18 protein-coding genes are annotated in these 15,018 nt (G+C 49.3%); all 18 read left to right on the top strand.

From position 1 onward, the window contains the following. The first annotated feature begins 7 nt into the window (after nt 1-7). A complete protein-coding gene (gene spoIIIAE / locus ACEN86_RS08605; protein ID WP_495633873.1) occupies nt 8-1,198 on the top strand; it encodes a stage III sporulation protein AE in 1,191 nt (396 codons plus the stop codon). Nucleotides 1,199-1,224: 26 nt separating this feature from the next. Further along, complete coding sequence (gene spoIIIAF, locus ACEN86_RS08610) at nt 1,225-1,971, top strand: stage III sporulation protein AF (RefSeq protein WP_495633874.1); 747 nt, start codon at nt 1,225-1,227, stop codon at nt 1,969-1,971. 14 nt (nt 1,972-1,985) lie between these two features. Then, nucleotides 1,986-2,633 (top strand): stage III sporulation protein AG, encoded by a 648-nt coding sequence (gene spoIIIAG / locus ACEN86_RS08615; RefSeq protein ID WP_495633875.1) that lies wholly within the window; start codon nt 1,986-1,988, stop codon nt 2,631-2,633. Nucleotides 2,634-2,664: 31 nt separating this feature from the next. Then, on the top strand, nt 2,665-3,420 hold the full coding sequence (locus tag ACEN86_RS08620) for a SpoIIIAH-like family protein (RefSeq protein WP_495633876.1): 756 nt from the start codon (nt 2,665-2,667) through the stop codon (nt 3,418-3,420). Nucleotides 3,421-3,600: 180 nt separating this feature from the next. After that, nucleotides 3,601-4,104, top strand: a complete 504-nt coding sequence (accB, locus tag ACEN86_RS08625) for an acetyl-CoA carboxylase biotin carboxyl carrier protein (protein ID WP_495633877.1) — start codon at nt 3,601-3,603, stop codon at nt 4,102-4,104. A 57-nt stretch (nt 4,105-4,161) separates the two neighbouring features. Further along, the gene (gene accC, locus ACEN86_RS08630) at nt 4,162-5,505 is read left to right on the top strand and encodes an acetyl-CoA carboxylase biotin carboxylase subunit (protein WP_495633878.1); all 1,344 of its coding nucleotides are present in this window, start codon (nt 4,162-4,164) and stop codon (nt 5,503-5,505) included. A gap of 114 nt (nt 5,506-5,619) precedes the next feature. Beyond that, nucleotides 5,620-6,027 carry an Asp23/Gls24 family envelope stress response protein gene (locus ACEN86_RS08635; RefSeq protein ID WP_495633879.1) on the top strand — a complete coding sequence of 136 codons (408 nt, stop codon included), beginning with the start codon at nt 5,620-5,622 and terminating at the stop codon, nt 6,025-6,027. A gap of 71 nt (nt 6,028-6,098) precedes the next feature. After that, nucleotides 6,099-6,638: an alkaline shock response membrane anchor protein AmaP gene (gene amaP / locus ACEN86_RS08640; protein WP_495633880.1), complete on the top strand. Its 540-nt coding sequence runs from the start codon at nt 6,099-6,101 to the stop codon at nt 6,636-6,638. A 14-nt stretch (nt 6,639-6,652) separates the two neighbouring features. Continuing rightward, nucleotides 6,653-6,886, top strand: coding sequence for a DUF2273 domain-containing protein (locus tag ACEN86_RS08645; RefSeq protein ID WP_495633881.1), 234 nt, complete (start codon nt 6,653-6,655; stop codon nt 6,884-6,886). Between the two features lie 207 nt (nt 6,887-7,093). Further along, nucleotides 7,094-7,540 (top strand): transcription antitermination factor NusB, encoded by a 447-nt coding sequence (gene nusB, locus ACEN86_RS08650; RefSeq protein ID WP_495633882.1) that lies wholly within the window; start codon nt 7,094-7,096, stop codon nt 7,538-7,540. 32 nt (nt 7,541-7,572) lie between these two features. Next, nucleotides 7,573-8,430, top strand: a complete 858-nt coding sequence (gene folD / locus ACEN86_RS08655; RefSeq protein ID WP_495633883.1) for a bifunctional methylenetetrahydrofolate dehydrogenase/methenyltetrahydrofolate cyclohydrolase FolD — start codon at nt 7,573-7,575, stop codon at nt 8,428-8,430. Between the two features lie 80 nt (nt 8,431-8,510). Beyond that, a complete protein-coding gene (xseA, locus tag ACEN86_RS08660; RefSeq protein WP_495634253.1) occupies nt 8,511-9,836 on the top strand; it encodes an exodeoxyribonuclease VII large subunit in 1,326 nt (441 codons plus the stop codon). Next, complete coding sequence (gene xseB / locus ACEN86_RS08665; RefSeq protein WP_495633884.1) at nt 9,814-10,065, top strand: exodeoxyribonuclease VII small subunit; 252 nt, start codon at nt 9,814-9,816, stop codon at nt 10,063-10,065. The genes xseA and xseB overlap by 23 nt, the downstream gene beginning before the upstream one ends. Before the next feature lie 22 nt (nt 10,066-10,087). After that, entirely contained in the window at nt 10,088-10,963 is an 876-nt protein-coding gene (locus ACEN86_RS08670; protein ID WP_495634254.1) for a polyprenyl synthetase family protein, read from the top strand. 142 nt (nt 10,964-11,105) lie between these two features. After that, nucleotides 11,106-13,016, top strand: coding sequence for a 1-deoxy-D-xylulose-5-phosphate synthase (gene dxs, locus ACEN86_RS08675; protein WP_495633885.1), 1,911 nt, complete (start codon nt 11,106-11,108; stop codon nt 13,014-13,016). 39 nt (nt 13,017-13,055) lie between these two features. Then, complete coding sequence (locus tag ACEN86_RS08680; RefSeq protein ID WP_495633886.1) at nt 13,056-13,898, top strand: TlyA family RNA methyltransferase; 843 nt, start codon at nt 13,056-13,058, stop codon at nt 13,896-13,898. A gap of 168 nt (nt 13,899-14,066) precedes the next feature. After that, on the top strand, nt 14,067-14,522 hold the full coding sequence (locus tag ACEN86_RS08685) for a hypothetical protein (protein WP_495633887.1): 456 nt from the start codon (nt 14,067-14,069) through the stop codon (nt 14,520-14,522). A gap of 29 nt (nt 14,523-14,551) precedes the next feature. Then, nucleotides 14,552-15,001: a transcriptional regulator AhrC/ArgR gene (ahrC, locus tag ACEN86_RS08690; RefSeq protein ID WP_495633888.1), complete on the top strand. Its 450-nt coding sequence runs from the start codon at nt 14,552-14,554 to the stop codon at nt 14,999-15,001. The last annotated feature ends 17 nt before the right edge of the window (nt 15,002-15,018 follow it).

Here is a 15,018-nt window from a genome sequence, read left to right on the forward strand (position 1 = left end):
AGATGCAATGAAGCTCGACGACCTGAATTGGCAAAAGAGAACGCTGATCCTCTTCATACTCGGCTTTATGATCTTCTGGCCGGCGAAGCTGTTCGCACAGTCACAGGACGAAGGCTGGATGAAGCAGCAGGCGTCTGATCTGCCAACGGATCAGGTCGAGACTTACTGGAAGCATCTGATGAAGGATTACGGGGGATTCTTCCCGGACGAGAAGGTTCCTTCTTTCATGGATATGTTGTTGCCTGGAGGACAAGAGTTCAACATGAAGGCGGGACTGTCCGCCCTGCTCAAATACATGTGGCATGAGGTGCTGTACAACGGTCATATTCTGGTTACGATTGTAGTTCTGACCGTATTCAGCTTGATCCTGGAGACGCTGCAAACGGCATTTGAACGAGGAAATGTCAGCAAGGTAGCCTATTCCATCTGTTATATGGTCATTCTTATTCTGGCGATTAACAGCTTTAATGTGGCCATTGGATACGCTTCGGATGCGATCAAAGACATGATCGATTTCATGATGGCCATGGTTCCCCTGCTATTCACGATGCTGGCCTCCATGGGGAACATCGTGACTGTAACCGTCACACATCCACTGGTGGTATTCATGGTGCATACCGTAGGAACACTCGTCCGGACGGTGGTATTTCCGCTGCTGTTCTTCTCCGCGGTGCTTCACATTGTCAGCTCTCTGTCGGACAAGTATAAGCTGACGCAGCTGGCGAATCTCCTACGGACCATCAGCATGAGTCTCTTAGGCGTTCTGCTTACGGTCTTTCTGGGGGTTATCTCGGTAAAAGGAATTACCGGCTCAGTGGCTGATGGAGTCACCCTTAGAGCGGCCAAATACGTAACCGGAAATTTCGTTCCTGTTGTAGGTAAGGTGTTTGCAGATGCCACCGATACGGTCATCTCGGCCTCGCTTCTTGTGAAGAATGCAGTTGGTCTCGTGGGTGTCATCATCATCTTGTTCCTATGTGCTTTTCCAGCTATCAAAATCCTTACTCTTGCGCTGATCTATAATCTGTCTGCCGCCGTCATGCAGCCGCTCGGAGATTCCCCGGTTATTACTTGTCTGGAGACGATCGGCAAGAGCATGATCTATGTATTTGCGGCTATGGCTGCCGTCGGCTTGATGTTCTTTCTGGCCATTACCATCATGCTTACCGCGGGAAATATTACGGTGATGATGCGATAACGATGGACTAAGAAAGGAGGGGTTCCATGACCTGGATTGGCAGTTGGCTGAAGGAAATCATTTTTGTTGTCCTGCTCGCGGGATTTATTGACCTGCTGCTGCCTAACCGCTCGTTCGAGCGATACGTCAGGCTGGTGGTCAGTCTGCTCATTTTGCTAACGCTAATGTCTCCCGTGGTCAAGCTGATCGGCGGTGACCCGGCGCAGAAGCTGCAGACAGCCCTGAATCAAGCCGCCAATGAGTTTGACCCCGGGGCGGTTGGCAGCAGTACCGATCAAATTGTTCAGCAAGGCTTGGCACTTCGCAAGAAACAAGAAGCGCAGTCCCTGAAATGGGCGGGGCAGGAGGTGGCAAAAGAGATGGAGCAGCAGATCGAGAGCCAGACGGGAATCCAGGTGGAACGTGTGGAAGTCACTCTCGCCGTGAACAGACAGGCAGACTCTCAGCAAGAGGATAAGCAGCAGCAAGACGCCGACAAGCCTGTAATCAAACAGGTCGAGGTATTTCTGTCAGAGAATAATCAAACGCCAGCAACCGAAGCATCCCGGCCAAGTGAAGACAAGAATAATTCAGTCATCTCGGTTCCTGTAATCAAGCAGATCGATAAAGTGAACATCAGTGTGAAAGAAGATTCCTCTCAGGAAGCAAAGTCAGGATCGAAGGGGAACCCATCATCTAGAAGCCTGGAGATCATCGATCAACTGACGAAGAACTGGGGAATCGCGAGGACTATGGTCAAAATTCATGAACCTGAAGAGCAAGCCGGACAATAAGGGAGGCGGCGAGTGTGGCAAAATGGTGGAAGAAGCTCGAAGAGTGGCTGGGAGCCGGGCCTGATGGCGTCAAGAAGATAAACGCATTAAGACTGCTGATTATATTGGGACTCATAGGGATCGCTTTTATGCTGTTCAGCTCATTTGTAAATGTGAAAAAGATTGATACCGGCGGAGCAGGGCGTGAACCCCCTGCCCAGAATCCGGCACAGACCACATCAGCAGCCTCCCATCAGGAAGAGAGGGAGAGCGCTTTTGACAATATAGAAGGCAACCTGGAGAACCGAACCAAAGAGATTCTGGAGAAAATCGTAGGGGTAGGCACGGTGGACGTTATGGTCACAGTCGATTCAACAGAAGAGGTCGTAGTTCAGCGGAATATGAAAGATTCCCAGGAGCAGACCGATGAGACAGACGCCGGAGGCGGGAAGCGGCATGTAACCCAGTATACCCGGGATGGGCAGATCGTGACCTACGAGGTGTCGGGAGATTCCAAACCGCTGGTTACCAAGACGATAAAGCCGAAGATCCGCGGCGTGCTAGTTGTTGCACGCGGAGCCGAGAATCAAGTAGTCAAGCAGCTCATTGTAGATGCTGTCGAGAAGGGTCTGAATGTGGCGTCCTACCAAATTTCTGTAGTTCCAAGGAAGGGCACTCAGTAGGGAATTGAAATCATATTAGGAGGTATATTTAATGAAAACGAACAGACAAACAATTTGGCTCGTGTCCATGCTCAGCTTAATGGTGATTCTCTCTGCTTACTATCTTTTTACAGAAGATTCTGCTGTTAAAGCCCCGAAAGTAGCCGAAGGACAGCAGGTATCTGTACAGGATAAGACGGATGCCAAAGATACAGCGCTGACGCCGGCCAAGGATGAAGTCATCGTGACTGATGTGACAGACAGCAGCGACAAAACATCCGCCGCTGATCCAGGTACTGCCGATAATGCCAAGAAGGATATAGCGAAGAAAGATGCCGCTTCAGCCGATAATAAGAGCACAGACAAGACGACTCAGGCCGATAAATCAGCAGCTTCCAGCGATGACCAGCAGAAGGATGCCGAGGTGCTGAAGAAGCTCGAAGCCCAGGGGACAGCAGGCAACGATGCCATTACGAATTATCAGTATCAGAGAGAAGTACAGAATAATAAGCTCAATGACAAGCTCTTACAGACGATTTCCGACCAGACGAAATCAGCAGAGGAAAGTGCTCAGGCCCAAAAAGAATTGACAGCCTTGGAGGATAAAGAATCCAAAATTTCAGATATTGAAGGAAAGCTGCAGCAGCAGTATGCGAATGCAGTCGTGACGGAGAAGGATGATGGGTATACTGTGGTGGTGCTGAGTGACAAGCTTGAGGCCAAGCAAGCGGTGGGTATCGTGGATCTCATGATCAAAGAGCTTGGAGTTACTCAAGATAAAGTAAAAGTGCAGTATGTAACCCAGTAAAAAAGAGTGGATTTTGGTGAAATAACGCGATATACCAGCATTTATGAAGCATATAGCAAGGAGAGCAGCCCAAGAATCTTGGGCTCTTTCTATTTCTTGGACTTGTGATATAATACATAATGCTATGTTCTAAGAAGGCTCAGGCTTGTGTGTTACAAAGCTGAAGGAGTGAAATTGACAATGTTCAAATTAAATGAAATCAAAGAGCTTATTAAATTGGTGGATCAAACTTCGATTCACGAACTTGAAATTGAAAATGAGGGTACAAGACTTGCGATTCGCAAGCCGGGCAAGACTGAAATTGTGCAGGTACAATCTGCAGCAGCTCCCGTTACGCATGTAACTGCGGCGCCGTCAGCCGTTCACATTCAGCCATCGGCAGAGGCTGGAGCGGCAGCTGTGTCTGTTGAGGCTGCCCCGCCAGTGCAGGAGACGAATGCGAATTTACATACGATTGTCTCTCCTATGGTAGGTACATTCTATCGTTCCTCCTCGCCAGAGAAGGCTCCTTATGTCAATGTGGGCGACAAGGTCAGCGACAAGACTACGGTCTGCATTATTGAAGCGATGAAGCTGATGAATGAGCTTGAGGCTGAAGTCAAAGGGGAAATTGTTGAGATCTTGGCCGAGAATGGCCAGCTTGTGGAATATGGACAGCCCCTCTTTATGGTGAAGCCGGAGTAAAGAACGTAAGAAGGCGGTAATTCACGCTATCTTTAGGGTGCCAAGGAGGATGCAGACTTGAAATTTCATAAAATACTTATTGCCAACCGTGGAGAGATTGCGGTTCGTATTATTCGCGCGTGCCGGGAACTGGGTATCCAGTCCGTAGCGGTGTATTCGGAAGCGGACAAGGATTCCCTTCATGTCCGCTTGGCAGATGAAGCCTACTGTATTGGCCCAACTCTGTCCAAAGACAGTTATTTGAATTTTACCAATTTGATGAGTGTGGCCACCCTCACAGAGTGTGACGCCATTCACCCAGGTTATGGTTTTCTTGCCGAGAATGCCGATTTCGCAGAAATCTGTGGTTCCTGCAACATTACATTCATCGGCCCATCTCCGGATGCAATCACCCGAATGGGTGACAAGGCAGTCGCCAAGCAAACGATGATCGAAGCCAATGTCCCGGTTATTCCGGGTTCAGACGGTTTGATCGAGGATATGGATCAGGCTGTAATGGTAGCTCGTGATATCGGCTACCCTGTAATTATCAAGGCAACCGCTGGTGGCGGCGGGAAAGGGATCCGGATCGCTGAAGATGAAGATTCTCTAATCCAGCAAATTACTACTGCCCAGCAGGAAGCCCAGAAGGCATTTGGTAATGCGGGCGTATACCTGGAGAAATATCTTACAGGCATGAAGCACGTAGAGATTCAGATTATTGCCGACAAACACGGTAACGCAGCTTATTTGGGAGAACGGGATTGTTCCGTTCAGCGCCGGAGACAGAAGCTGGTCGAAGAAGCGCCTTGCCCGATTCTTAGTGCTGAGAAGCGTAAGGAGATGGGTGAAGCGGCAGTGAGAGCAGCACAAGCCGTTGACTATTCAGGTGCCGGAACGCTTGAATTCCTTCTTAGTCCTGATGGCCAGTTCTACTTCATGGAGATGAACACCCGGATTCAGGTTGAGCACCCGGTGACCGAGATGGTGACGGGGATCGATCTGATCAAAGAAATGATCTCTGTAGCTGAAGGTAATCCGTTGTCCTTCTCGCAAGAGGAAGTAGTGATCGACGGCTGGTCTATCGAATGCCGTATTAATGCCGAAGATCCAGCGCGTAATTTCATGCCGGCTGCCGGCAAGATTGGCTTCTATCTGGCACCGGGAGGTCCTGGTGTGCGGGTTGACAGCGCTGCTTACCCGGGTTATGTAATTACACCCTTCTACGATTCCATGATTGCCAAATTAATTGTATGGGCACCTACCCGGGAGGAAGCCATTGCCAAGATGAAGCGGGCGTTATCCGAGTTTGCTGTGGAAGGAATCCATACTACGATTCCATTCCATCAGAAGCTGCTGGAGCATCCGACCTTCGTACGCGGGGATTTTGATATTAAATTTCTGGAAGAAAATGAGATTTAATAACTTGGACGTTGTTTGTCATAATGAACCCGAAATGATATAGTATGTATAATAAGTGCGCTTGCCTACTAGTGAGACATCCGCAAACTTATTGAGAGGTGGATGAAGACGACGATGAGTACATTTCCTACTGAATATGAGAAAACCGAAATTGGTGAAATCCAGATTGCTCCTGAAGTCATTGAAGTCATAGCTGGTCTTGCTGCGGTTGAAGTGAATGGTGTTGCGGGCATGAGCGGTGGCTTTGCTGGTGGCATCGCAGAGCTTCTGGGACGCAAGAACCTGTCCAAGGGCGTGAAGGTAGAGGTCGGTCAGCTCGAGGCCGCAGTTGATGTTTCGGTGATTGTGGAGTACGGGAACCGTCTTCCGGAAGTGGCTACCGAAATTCAGCGTAATGTGAAGCGCTCCATTGAGAACATGACCGGGCTTACCGTTGTCGAAGTCAACGTACATATTCATGACGTTATCTTCAAGACAGCTGAGAAGATCGAGGAGTCGGAACTGAGCCACAGGGTGAAATAATGAATGCAGCGATTAACCCCTGACGATCAGCGTCAGGGGTTTACTATAATCTTAAGGTGGGTGCAGTTTCAGTGGCAAAAATCTTGGACAGACTTCTGCTGTTTATTTATAGTTTCAGCATTGGTATTCTATCCGTCATTGCGATTCTTCTCTTTACCGAAGCGATTCCCTTTAATGTAGACAGCAATCAGGTGAGGATGCTGCTGAATGTATCAATTGCGATAGCAGCTGTATTGTTCCTGCTTAGCATCCGGTTCTTCTATATATCGATCCGGCGGGACAGGGCTTCATTGCCTTCGATAGACCAGCGGACAGAATTCGGAGATATCCAAATCTCTGTGGAGACGATAGAGAATCTGTCCCTCAAAGCTGCGTCGCGGGTTAGAGGTATCAAGGATGTGAAGACCAGAATTAAGATTACCGAATCGGGGCTGAGCATTATCATTCGTGCGCTTGTGGACGGGGAGAGCTCGATTCCTTCACTTACAGAAGAAGTGCAAAGGCAGGTTCATGATCACGTTGAGGAAATTACCGGGATTCCGGTATCCTACGTCTCCGTGTATATTGCCAATCTTGTTCAGTCTCCTACGATCAAAAGCCGGGTTGAATAGGGGTGGATATCAGGGTGCTCTGGAAACAAATATGGGAGAGTCACAGAGGACGCATACTGGGTCTTGCGACCGCCCTGTTACTATGTCCAATCTATCTGTTTTTCGGGTTTTGGAATATGTTGTTCTGCGCGCTGCTCTTGTATGTCGGTTATACAATCGGTAAGTATAAAGATCTTGGCCAAGGCTCGTTCATCCCATGGGCGGAGATACGTGATTGGCTTGGTGCGCGCTGGCGTCCTTTTAAATGATTCCTGTGATATGCTTTCTCCGAAAAAAACTGCTGCTATACGGAATGCAACGTAATTCCGTATAATTCTGCTCATTTTTTTGTTGCGGAGAGCATTTCACGGGTTTTTTTCTGTCGTTAGTCATGCAAACTAGGTAAAGAACTAATAATAATCACATCCAGCAATTTTAAGCGGGATGTCCAGAGGTGAACCTCAAGGAGGAAATTAATGAAAAGACGATTAGCTAGAGAAATTGCGGTGCAGAGCCTGTACCAAATGGAAATGAATGATGTAGAAGCAGGTGAAGCTGTAACTATGCTTCTGTCCGAGGCTGGCGGGGAGAACGAAAGTGAAGTAGAGCTAAGTGACATGGGGACACCGGAGTTCGTTCTTGAGTTGGTCAATGGCGTATGGGAGAAGAAAAGCGAAATCGATGTTCTTCTTGGAGATTACCTGAAAGGGTGGCAGATCAGCCGTTTGTCCAGAGTGGACCGTCAAGTTCTGCGCCTGGCTGCTTACGAGATGATCTACCGGGAGGACGCTCCAGCCAAGGTTGTAGTGAATGAAGCCATTGAACTGGCCAAGCACTTTGGAACTACAGAATCCGGCAAGTTCGTAAATGGGGTACTGGGGAAAATGATCCAGGATATTGCCGAGCTAAAAAACAAGCAGTAGTACTATTTTATCTATGGAGAGGGAGAGAGTGTATGACAGCAGCAATTATTAGCGGTAAACAGGTGGCTGAGGAGATTCGTGAAGATCTGCGTAAGGAGATGGAGCGACTGGCGGACAAGGGGTTTAAGCCAGGTCTTGCGGTAGTGATCGTAGGGGAAGATCCAGCATCTCAGGTCTATGTCCGTAATAAAGATAAGGCATGTCATGATCTTGGTTACTATTCTGAAGTTCACAGATTGGAAGAGTCCACTAGTCAGGAAGAGCTGCTGGCTCTGGTAAACAAGCTGAACCATCAGGACAATATCCACGGTATTCTCGTGCAGCTTCCATTACCTAAGCATATTGATGAGAAGTCTGTAATTAATGCCATTTCCGTAGAAAAAGATGTAGATGGGTTCCACCCGGTCAATGTGGGTAATCTGGTTATTGGGGATGACAGTCTTCTTCCTTGCACACCGGCAGGTGTAATTGAACTGATTAAGCGTACAGGTCTTGATATTGCCGGCAAGCATGCTGTAGTCATCGGACGCAGCAACATTGTGGGCAAGCCGGTAGCTCTTCTGCTGCAGCGTGAGAATGCTACGGTGACCATGTGCCATTCCCGCACCGCTAACATGAAGGAGCTTACGCTTCAGGCGGATATTCTGGTTGTCGCTGTCGGCAAGGCTAACTTCATTGATGCTTCTTATGTGAAGCCGGGTGCGGTAGTTATTGACGTTGGAGTGAACCGTCTAGAGAACGGCAAGCTTGCCGGAGATGTAGACTTTGAAAGTGTAAAGGAAGTATCTGGTCCGATTACACCCGTACCAGGCGGAGTAGGTCCTATGACGATTACCATGCTGATGAATAACACCATGATTGCAGCCAAGCGCCTTAGCGGTCTGGAATAATCTATATTTTCTAACTAAAAGGGGGTATCCCCGTGAACCAAAAAATCTTCTCCGTCAAGGAATTGAACCGGTATATCCGGATGAAGCTGGAGTCGGACACACTGCTGTCCGAAGTGTGGATTCGCGGTGAGATCTCGAATTTCACGCATCACTCAAGCGGTCATATGTACTTCACCTTGAAGGATGCGGACAGCCGGATTAAGAGTATTATGTTCGCTTCCCATAACCAGCGGCTGCCGTTCATTCCCAAAGAGGGTTCAAGAGTAATTGCCAGAGGGAATGTATCCGTCTACGAGAGAGACGGGCAGTATCAATTCTATGCGACTCATATGCAGCCTGACGGCATAGGCAGTCTGTATCTGGCTTACGAACAGCTGAAGAAGAAGCTTGAAGACGAAGGGCTGTTTGATCAGTCCCGCAAAAGAACACTACCCCGTTATCCCAAGACGATTGGCGTAATTACGTCTCCTACGGGCGCGGCAGTGCGGGATATTATCATCACCTTGCAGCGGCGTTATCCGCAGGTGCCGATTATCCTGTATCCCGTACTCGTGCAGGGCAAGCAGGCAGCACCCTCAATTGTGAAGGCGCTGAGGATGCTGAACAGCATGGGCGAGGCCGACGTGATCATCGTCGGCCGCGGCGGGGGCTCACTCGAGGAGCTGTGGGCTTTCAACGAGGAGAGTGTTGCCCGGGCTATTTACGAATCGGCCATTCCTGTCATCTCGGCCGTAGGCCATGAGACAGACTTTACGATAGCCGACTTCGTTGCAGATCTGCGCGCAGCCACGCCAACGGCAGCGGCCGAGCTGGCTGTGCCGCATGCCGCCGAGCTGCGGGCGCTGCTCGGCCAGCGCGAGCGGGAGCTTCAGCAGGGGCTGAAGCACCGACTGGCTCGCGCCCGTGAGCGGCTCGCGCGCCTGCAGCGCTCGCCGGTGCTGGTGCATCCGCGGCGCAGCCTGCTCCAGCACGCCGAACGGCTCGACATGCTGAAGCATCGTCTCGCCACCCGCATGCACTCCCGCGCGCTCTTAACCAGCGAGCGGCGCGGCCGTCTGCATGCGAGGCTCCTGCGGTTCCATCCGCAGGAGCAGCTGCAGTACGCGAAGCGGCGTCAAGCGGACGCCGCAAGGCAGCTGCGCCATGGAATGCTGGCGCAGCTCAAGGACAGATCTGCCCGGCTGACGGCCGGAATTCGTCAGCTCGATGCGCTGAGCCCTCTCAAGGTAATGGGCAGGGGATACAGCTTGGTTTATGATGAACAAGGTTCACGCTTAATTAAATCGCTGGATGAGGTCCAACCTGGAGATATGCTGAAGATTAAAGTCACCGATGGTGAACTGGATTGTCAGGTATGGGGGATGCAGCGGGAAGGAGACGATCATGGAACAGGAGAAGGACATTAATTTTGAAGAGGCCATGAGTCAATTGGAAGAGATCGTATCCAAGCTTGAACATGGAGACGTTCCTTTGGAGACGGCAATTGATCTGTTTCAGCGGGGAATGCAGCTGTCCCAGCTCTGCGGTCAGAAGCTGACAGAAGTAGAACGGAAGATCGAGATGATTGTGGAATCGGATGGAGAGATTACGAAGAAGCCTTTTGCAGCTCCAGAAAGCGGGGAATCCGGTGAGTAGTCAGCCTTCTTTTGAATTATATATGGAAGACATCAATAAGCTGGTCACTGGGGGACTTGAGGAATTTATCCCGGGGGACTGGATCGTCCCCTCCTCCCTCTATAAGGCTATGAAGTATTCCCTGATGGCAGGCGGCAAACGTATTCGCCCACTGCTCGTCATTGCTGCGGCGGAGTCGCTGGGGGGAAGCCGTGAAGCGGCACTGCCCGTCGCCTGCGCCGTAGAAATGGTACATACGTATTCGCTGATCCATGATGATCTCCCGGCAATGGACAATGATGATTTCCGAAGAGGCAAGCCTACGAATCATAAGGTGTTCGGAGAAGCTTCAGCGATCTTGGCTGGCGATGGACTTTTGACCCATGCCTTCTACAGCATCGCTCAGGCAAGCCGGAGATACCACGTTCCTGCTGAGGACACGCTGGCCATTGTAGAAGAGTTATCGATCTTCGCTGGGCCTAGAGGGATGGTCGGAGGACAGGCTGCGGATATGGAAGGTGAGCAGGGGATTACGAGTCTGGACCAATTGAAATATATTCATCTTCATAAGACCGGTGACCTCATCGTCTTCTCGCTGAAGGCAGGGGGCCGAATGGCATCTGCTTCTCTGGAGCAGCTTAGAGCACTTGAGACCTTTGGACGAAGCATTGGACTTGCCTTCCAGATTCAGGACGATATTCTGGATCTGATTGGAAATGAGGCGAAATTGGGTAAGAAGACACAAAGTGATGTAGCCATGAATAAAGTGACGTACCCCTATTTTATTGGGCTAGAGGAGTCGAGGGCTGAAGTCGACCGGCTGACGAAGCTTGCCAAGGAAGCTATCGGAGGCGGAACCCTTCCTTATCCGGAGAGACTGCTTCAGATTGCTGATTTCCTGCTTAATCGCGATCATTAAAGGTACGAAATGGGACATTAGGAGCAAGCAGGCAGGCTAGGATTATTGCAGCGCTTACTTTTGTGGTATAATGATCACTATTAGCAGAGGGCAATCTGCACTACACCACGATAAATCCAAATTAAGAAAGCGGGGAAATCATGTGCTGCTTTCACAAATTCATGAACCCAAAGATTTGAAAAAATATTCTGTTGACGAGCTGGACAGCATCGCCTTGGAGATACGCCAATTCCTGATTCAGAAGCTGTCCGTTACGGGTGGGCATCTTGCCCCCAACTTAGGCGTAGTGGAGCTTACGCTTGCGCTGCATTACTGTTATGACAGTCCTGAAGACAAGTTTATTTTTGATGTCGGTCATCAGGCGTATGTTCATAAAATTTTGACCGGGCGGATGGATCAGTTCGATACGCTGCGCAAGTACAAAGGCTTAAGCGGATTTGTGAAGCGTAATGAGAGTGAACATGACGTCTGGGAAGCCGGTCACAGCAGTACTTCACTATCGGCCGCAATGGGAATGGCCTTGGCCCGTGACCTCAAGGGTGAGACCAACAAGGTTGTTGCGATCATCGGGGATGGGGCTCTTACAGGCGGTATGGCTTTTGAAGCGATGAACCATATTGGTCATGAGAAGAAGAATCTGATGGTTGTGCTGAACGACAATGAAATGTCGATTGCTCCGAATGTGGGTGCCATGCATAATTATTTGAGTAAGATTCGCTCCGACCGGACCTATCTGCGTGCTAAGGATGAAGTGGAGCTTCTGCTTAAGAAGATTCCGGCGATTGGCGACAAGCTCGCCAAGACAGCGGCTAATCTTAAGGACAGTCTTAAGTATATGATCATGAACGGTGTACTGTTTGAAGAGCTGGGGTTCACTTACCTGGGCCCTGTGGATGGACATGATATGCCTAAGCTGATCGAAGCATTTAAGCAGGCAGATAATGTTACTGGTCCTGTATTGGTACATGTACTGACCACGAAAGGTAAGGGATATTCACCGGCTGAAGCGGATTCGCACAAGTGGCACGGCGTCTCACAACCTTACAAGATCGAATCCGGTCAGGTACTCAAGGCTGTAGGCAATCCAATGTATACGGAAGTGTTCGGCCAGACTTTGATTGAACTGGCAGAGCAGGATTCACGTATTATTGCGGTTACTCCGGCTATGCCAGGGGGATCTGGTCTTCTGAAGTTCGCTGATCGATTCCCTGGACGGATGATTGATGTGGGCATTGCCGAGCAGCATGCAGCTACGATGTGCGCAGCCTTGGCTATGGAGGGAATGAAGCCCGTGTATGCGGTATATTCCACTTTCATGCAGAGAGCTTATGACCAGATTGTGCACGATATTTGCAGACATAATGCCAACGTTATGTTTGCCATTGACCGTGCGGGCTTTGTCGGCGCAGACGGAGAGACGCATCAGGGCGTGTACGATATTTCTTTTATGCGCCATATTCCTAATATCGTAATGATGATGCCTAAGGATGAGAATGAGCTTCGTCATATGATGAAGACTGCTCTTGAATACAATGATGGACCGATTGCGTATCGCTATCCTCGAACCAATGTGCTTGGAGTGCCCATGGATGTGGAGATGGTTCCTATTCCCATCGGTACCTGGGAGAAGGTTCGGGAAGGGGATGGAGTGGCCATCCTTGCGGTCGGGACAATGGTGCAGGTTGCGGAGGAAGCGGCGGAGCAGCTGAAGCGTGAAGGAATTCAAGCAGCTGTGATTAATGCAAGATTTATTAAGCCGCTGGATGAGACCATGCTGCTGGAGCTTGCCAAGACTCATGGTAAAATGATTGTCATCGAAGAATCCTCCATTGCGGGCGGACTCGGAAGCGCCATCCTTGAATTCTATGCCCAGCAAGGCATTTCAGGCCTGGACATTCGCTTGATGGGCGTTCCGGACAAGTTCATTGAGCATGGAAGCATCAAAGAACAGTGTCAAGAGGTAGGTCTAACCACCGAAGCCTTGATAGAGCAAGTACAAAAGCTGCGGAACGAACATCATTTCGCATTTGGTAAAAAGACGCTGCCTTCCTAGGCAGCTTCTTTGATTAAGTCAAGCATACAGGAGATGAACATGGCGGGTTCGAAGGAACGGATTGATGTCCTGCTGGTGGAGCAAGGTTTTTTTGAAAGCAGGGAGAAGGCAAAGGCAGCCATTATGGCTGGTCTGGTGTATGGGGATACGGAACGAATAGAGAAGGCCGGAACCAAGATTCCCCGTGAGACTCAGCTTACCGTGAAAGGGGCTATACACCCGTACGTCAGCCGCGGAGGCCTCAAGCTGGCTAAAGCAATAAATACGTTCGGGCTTGAAATGAATGGACGAGTTATGCTGGATATCGGTGCGTCGACGGGTGGATTTACGGATTGTGCTCTCCAGAACGGAGCAGCTTATGTCTACGCGATTGATGTAGGTTATAACCAGCTGGATTGGTCGCTTCGTAATCATGAACGTGTCAATGTAAAGGAAAGAATGAATTTCAGATACATGACTCCGGAAGATCTGGATGGTCCGGCTCCGGATTTTGCGAGCATTGATGTATCCTTCATTTCCCTCAAATTAATACTGCCCCCGCTCAAAACACTTCTTCAAAGACCAGCTGATATTGCTGCTTTGATTAAGCCCCAATTCGAGGCGGGAAGAGAGAAGGTTCCTAAGACCGGAGTGGTTCGCGATTCGAAGGTGCATCAGGAGGTGCTCGAGCAGGTGCTTTCTTTTGCGGCAGAGGAGGGCTTTCGGATTAAAGGACTTACGTTCTCCCCGATTACCGGCGGCGAGGGTAATATTGAATTCCTTGTTCATCTTCGCCTTGATGCTGAAGGGGAAGAGGACGAGCAGGAGCTTAAAGTAAATATAGCGGAGCTTGCACACCATGTAGTCCAGGAAGCTTCGAGCACATTTACCTCCCATAAATGAATGAAGCCGCTGAATACAGCGGCTTTTTTTTGGGATTGAAACATTTTTAAGAAATCCTGTATAATGAGAACAGATGTTTTGTTTTTGGTGAGGAACCGTATATTTATGTAGGATAAAAAGGAGCATATCCCGTTCTCGTCGAATTATCTGTTGAGGTGATGGATGGGTATGCAGACAGATGGATTTTTAATGGTTATTATTGTTGCCTTTCTGCTGTTCCTGATCTATAGAAGTGTCCAGTCCTGGCTGCGTAAGCCGGTAGCTCTAAGGCGGGGACTTGAGTTTGAGCTGAATGAAGATATTGAAGATCATCCTGAAGTGCAGTTGTTAAGGGAACACGGATATGAGGTAATTAGCGGCAAGCTGCGGGTTCCTCTTACTTTCATGGTCAATAACGCCAAGCTGAACAGCAGGCTCTTTATTGATTATGTGGCCACCCGGGAGGATGAGCTTTACCTGGTCAGAACCGCCCGTCCTAGACAGCCCATGGATTGGACAGGCAGCGGTGTTCGTAAAGAGCTGCTTCCGTATCTTTTGTTATATCCAGATTGTACGGGTTTATTATATATCGATGCCGAGCATAGTGAAATTAAAGTCATCTTACTGGATTCTGAGGATGAATAAGCCGAATTAGGGCATTTACGGAGGAATTTATGAAGGGTCAAAGACATATCAAGATTCGTGAAATTATTACCGGACAGGAAATTGAAACCCAGGATGAGCTTGTGGAAGCCCTGCGCCAAGCCGGTTATCAAGTAACGCAAGCTACGGTATCAAGGGATATCAAGGAGCTTTTGCTCATTAAAGTACCAATGGATGATGGCAGATACAAGTATTCGCTCCCTATTGATCAAAGAGCTAATCCGGTGCAAAAGCTGAAGCGTTATCTGGTCGACAGCTTTGTTCACATTGATTACACGGGGAACCTGGTGGTTATGAAGTGTCTGCCGGGAACGGCTAATTCCGTAGCCGTCCTAATTGACAATATGGAGTGGCCGGAAATACTCGGCACGATTTGCGGGGATGACACCATTCTGATCATTTGCCGAACGGAAGAGTACAGCAAGTCCATTATCAATCAAATTATGAGTTTTATTCCGTAAAAAAGCGGACGGAGGTG

The organism is Paenibacillus sp. Paensp111, assembly GCF_059492195.1.

Coding starts and splice junctions, on each gene's coding strand:
- accB (WP_495633877.1), top strand. CDS start 3,601: ATGTTCAAATTAAATGAAATCAAAGAGCTTATTAAATTGGTGGATCAA.
- ACEN86_RS08620 (WP_495633876.1), top strand. CDS start 2,665: ATGAAAACGAACAGACAAACAATTTGGCTCGTGTCCATGCTCAGCTTA.
- xseB (WP_495633884.1), top strand. CDS start 9,814: ATGGAACAGGAGAAGGACATTAATTTTGAAGAGGCCATGAGTCAATTG.
- ACEN86_RS08635 (WP_495633879.1), top strand. CDS start 5,620: ATGAGTACATTTCCTACTGAATATGAGAAAACCGAAATTGGTGAAATC.
- folD (WP_495633883.1), top strand. CDS start 7,573: ATGACAGCAGCAATTATTAGCGGTAAACAGGTGGCTGAGGAGATTCGT.
- xseA (WP_495634253.1), top strand. CDS start 8,511: ATGAAGCTGGAGTCGGACACACTGCTGTCCGAAGTGTGGATTCGCGGT.
- spoIIIAF (WP_495633874.1), top strand. CDS start 1,225: ATGACCTGGATTGGCAGTTGGCTGAAGGAAATCATTTTTGTTGTCCTG.
- ACEN86_RS08680 (WP_495633886.1), top strand. CDS start 13,056: ATGGCGGGTTCGAAGGAACGGATTGATGTCCTGCTGGTGGAGCAAGGT.
- ACEN86_RS08685 (WP_495633887.1), top strand. CDS start 14,067: ATGCAGACAGATGGATTTTTAATGGTTATTATTGTTGCCTTTCTGCTG.
- nusB (WP_495633882.1), top strand. CDS start 7,094: ATGAAAAGACGATTAGCTAGAGAAATTGCGGTGCAGAGCCTGTACCAA.
- ahrC (WP_495633888.1), top strand. CDS start 14,552: ATGAAGGGTCAAAGACATATCAAGATTCGTGAAATTATTACCGGACAG.
- spoIIIAE (WP_495633873.1), top strand. CDS start 8: ATGAAGCTCGACGACCTGAATTGGCAAAAGAGAACGCTGATCCTCTTC.
- ACEN86_RS08670 (WP_495634254.1), top strand. CDS start 10,088: ATGGAAGACATCAATAAGCTGGTCACTGGGGGACTTGAGGAATTTATC.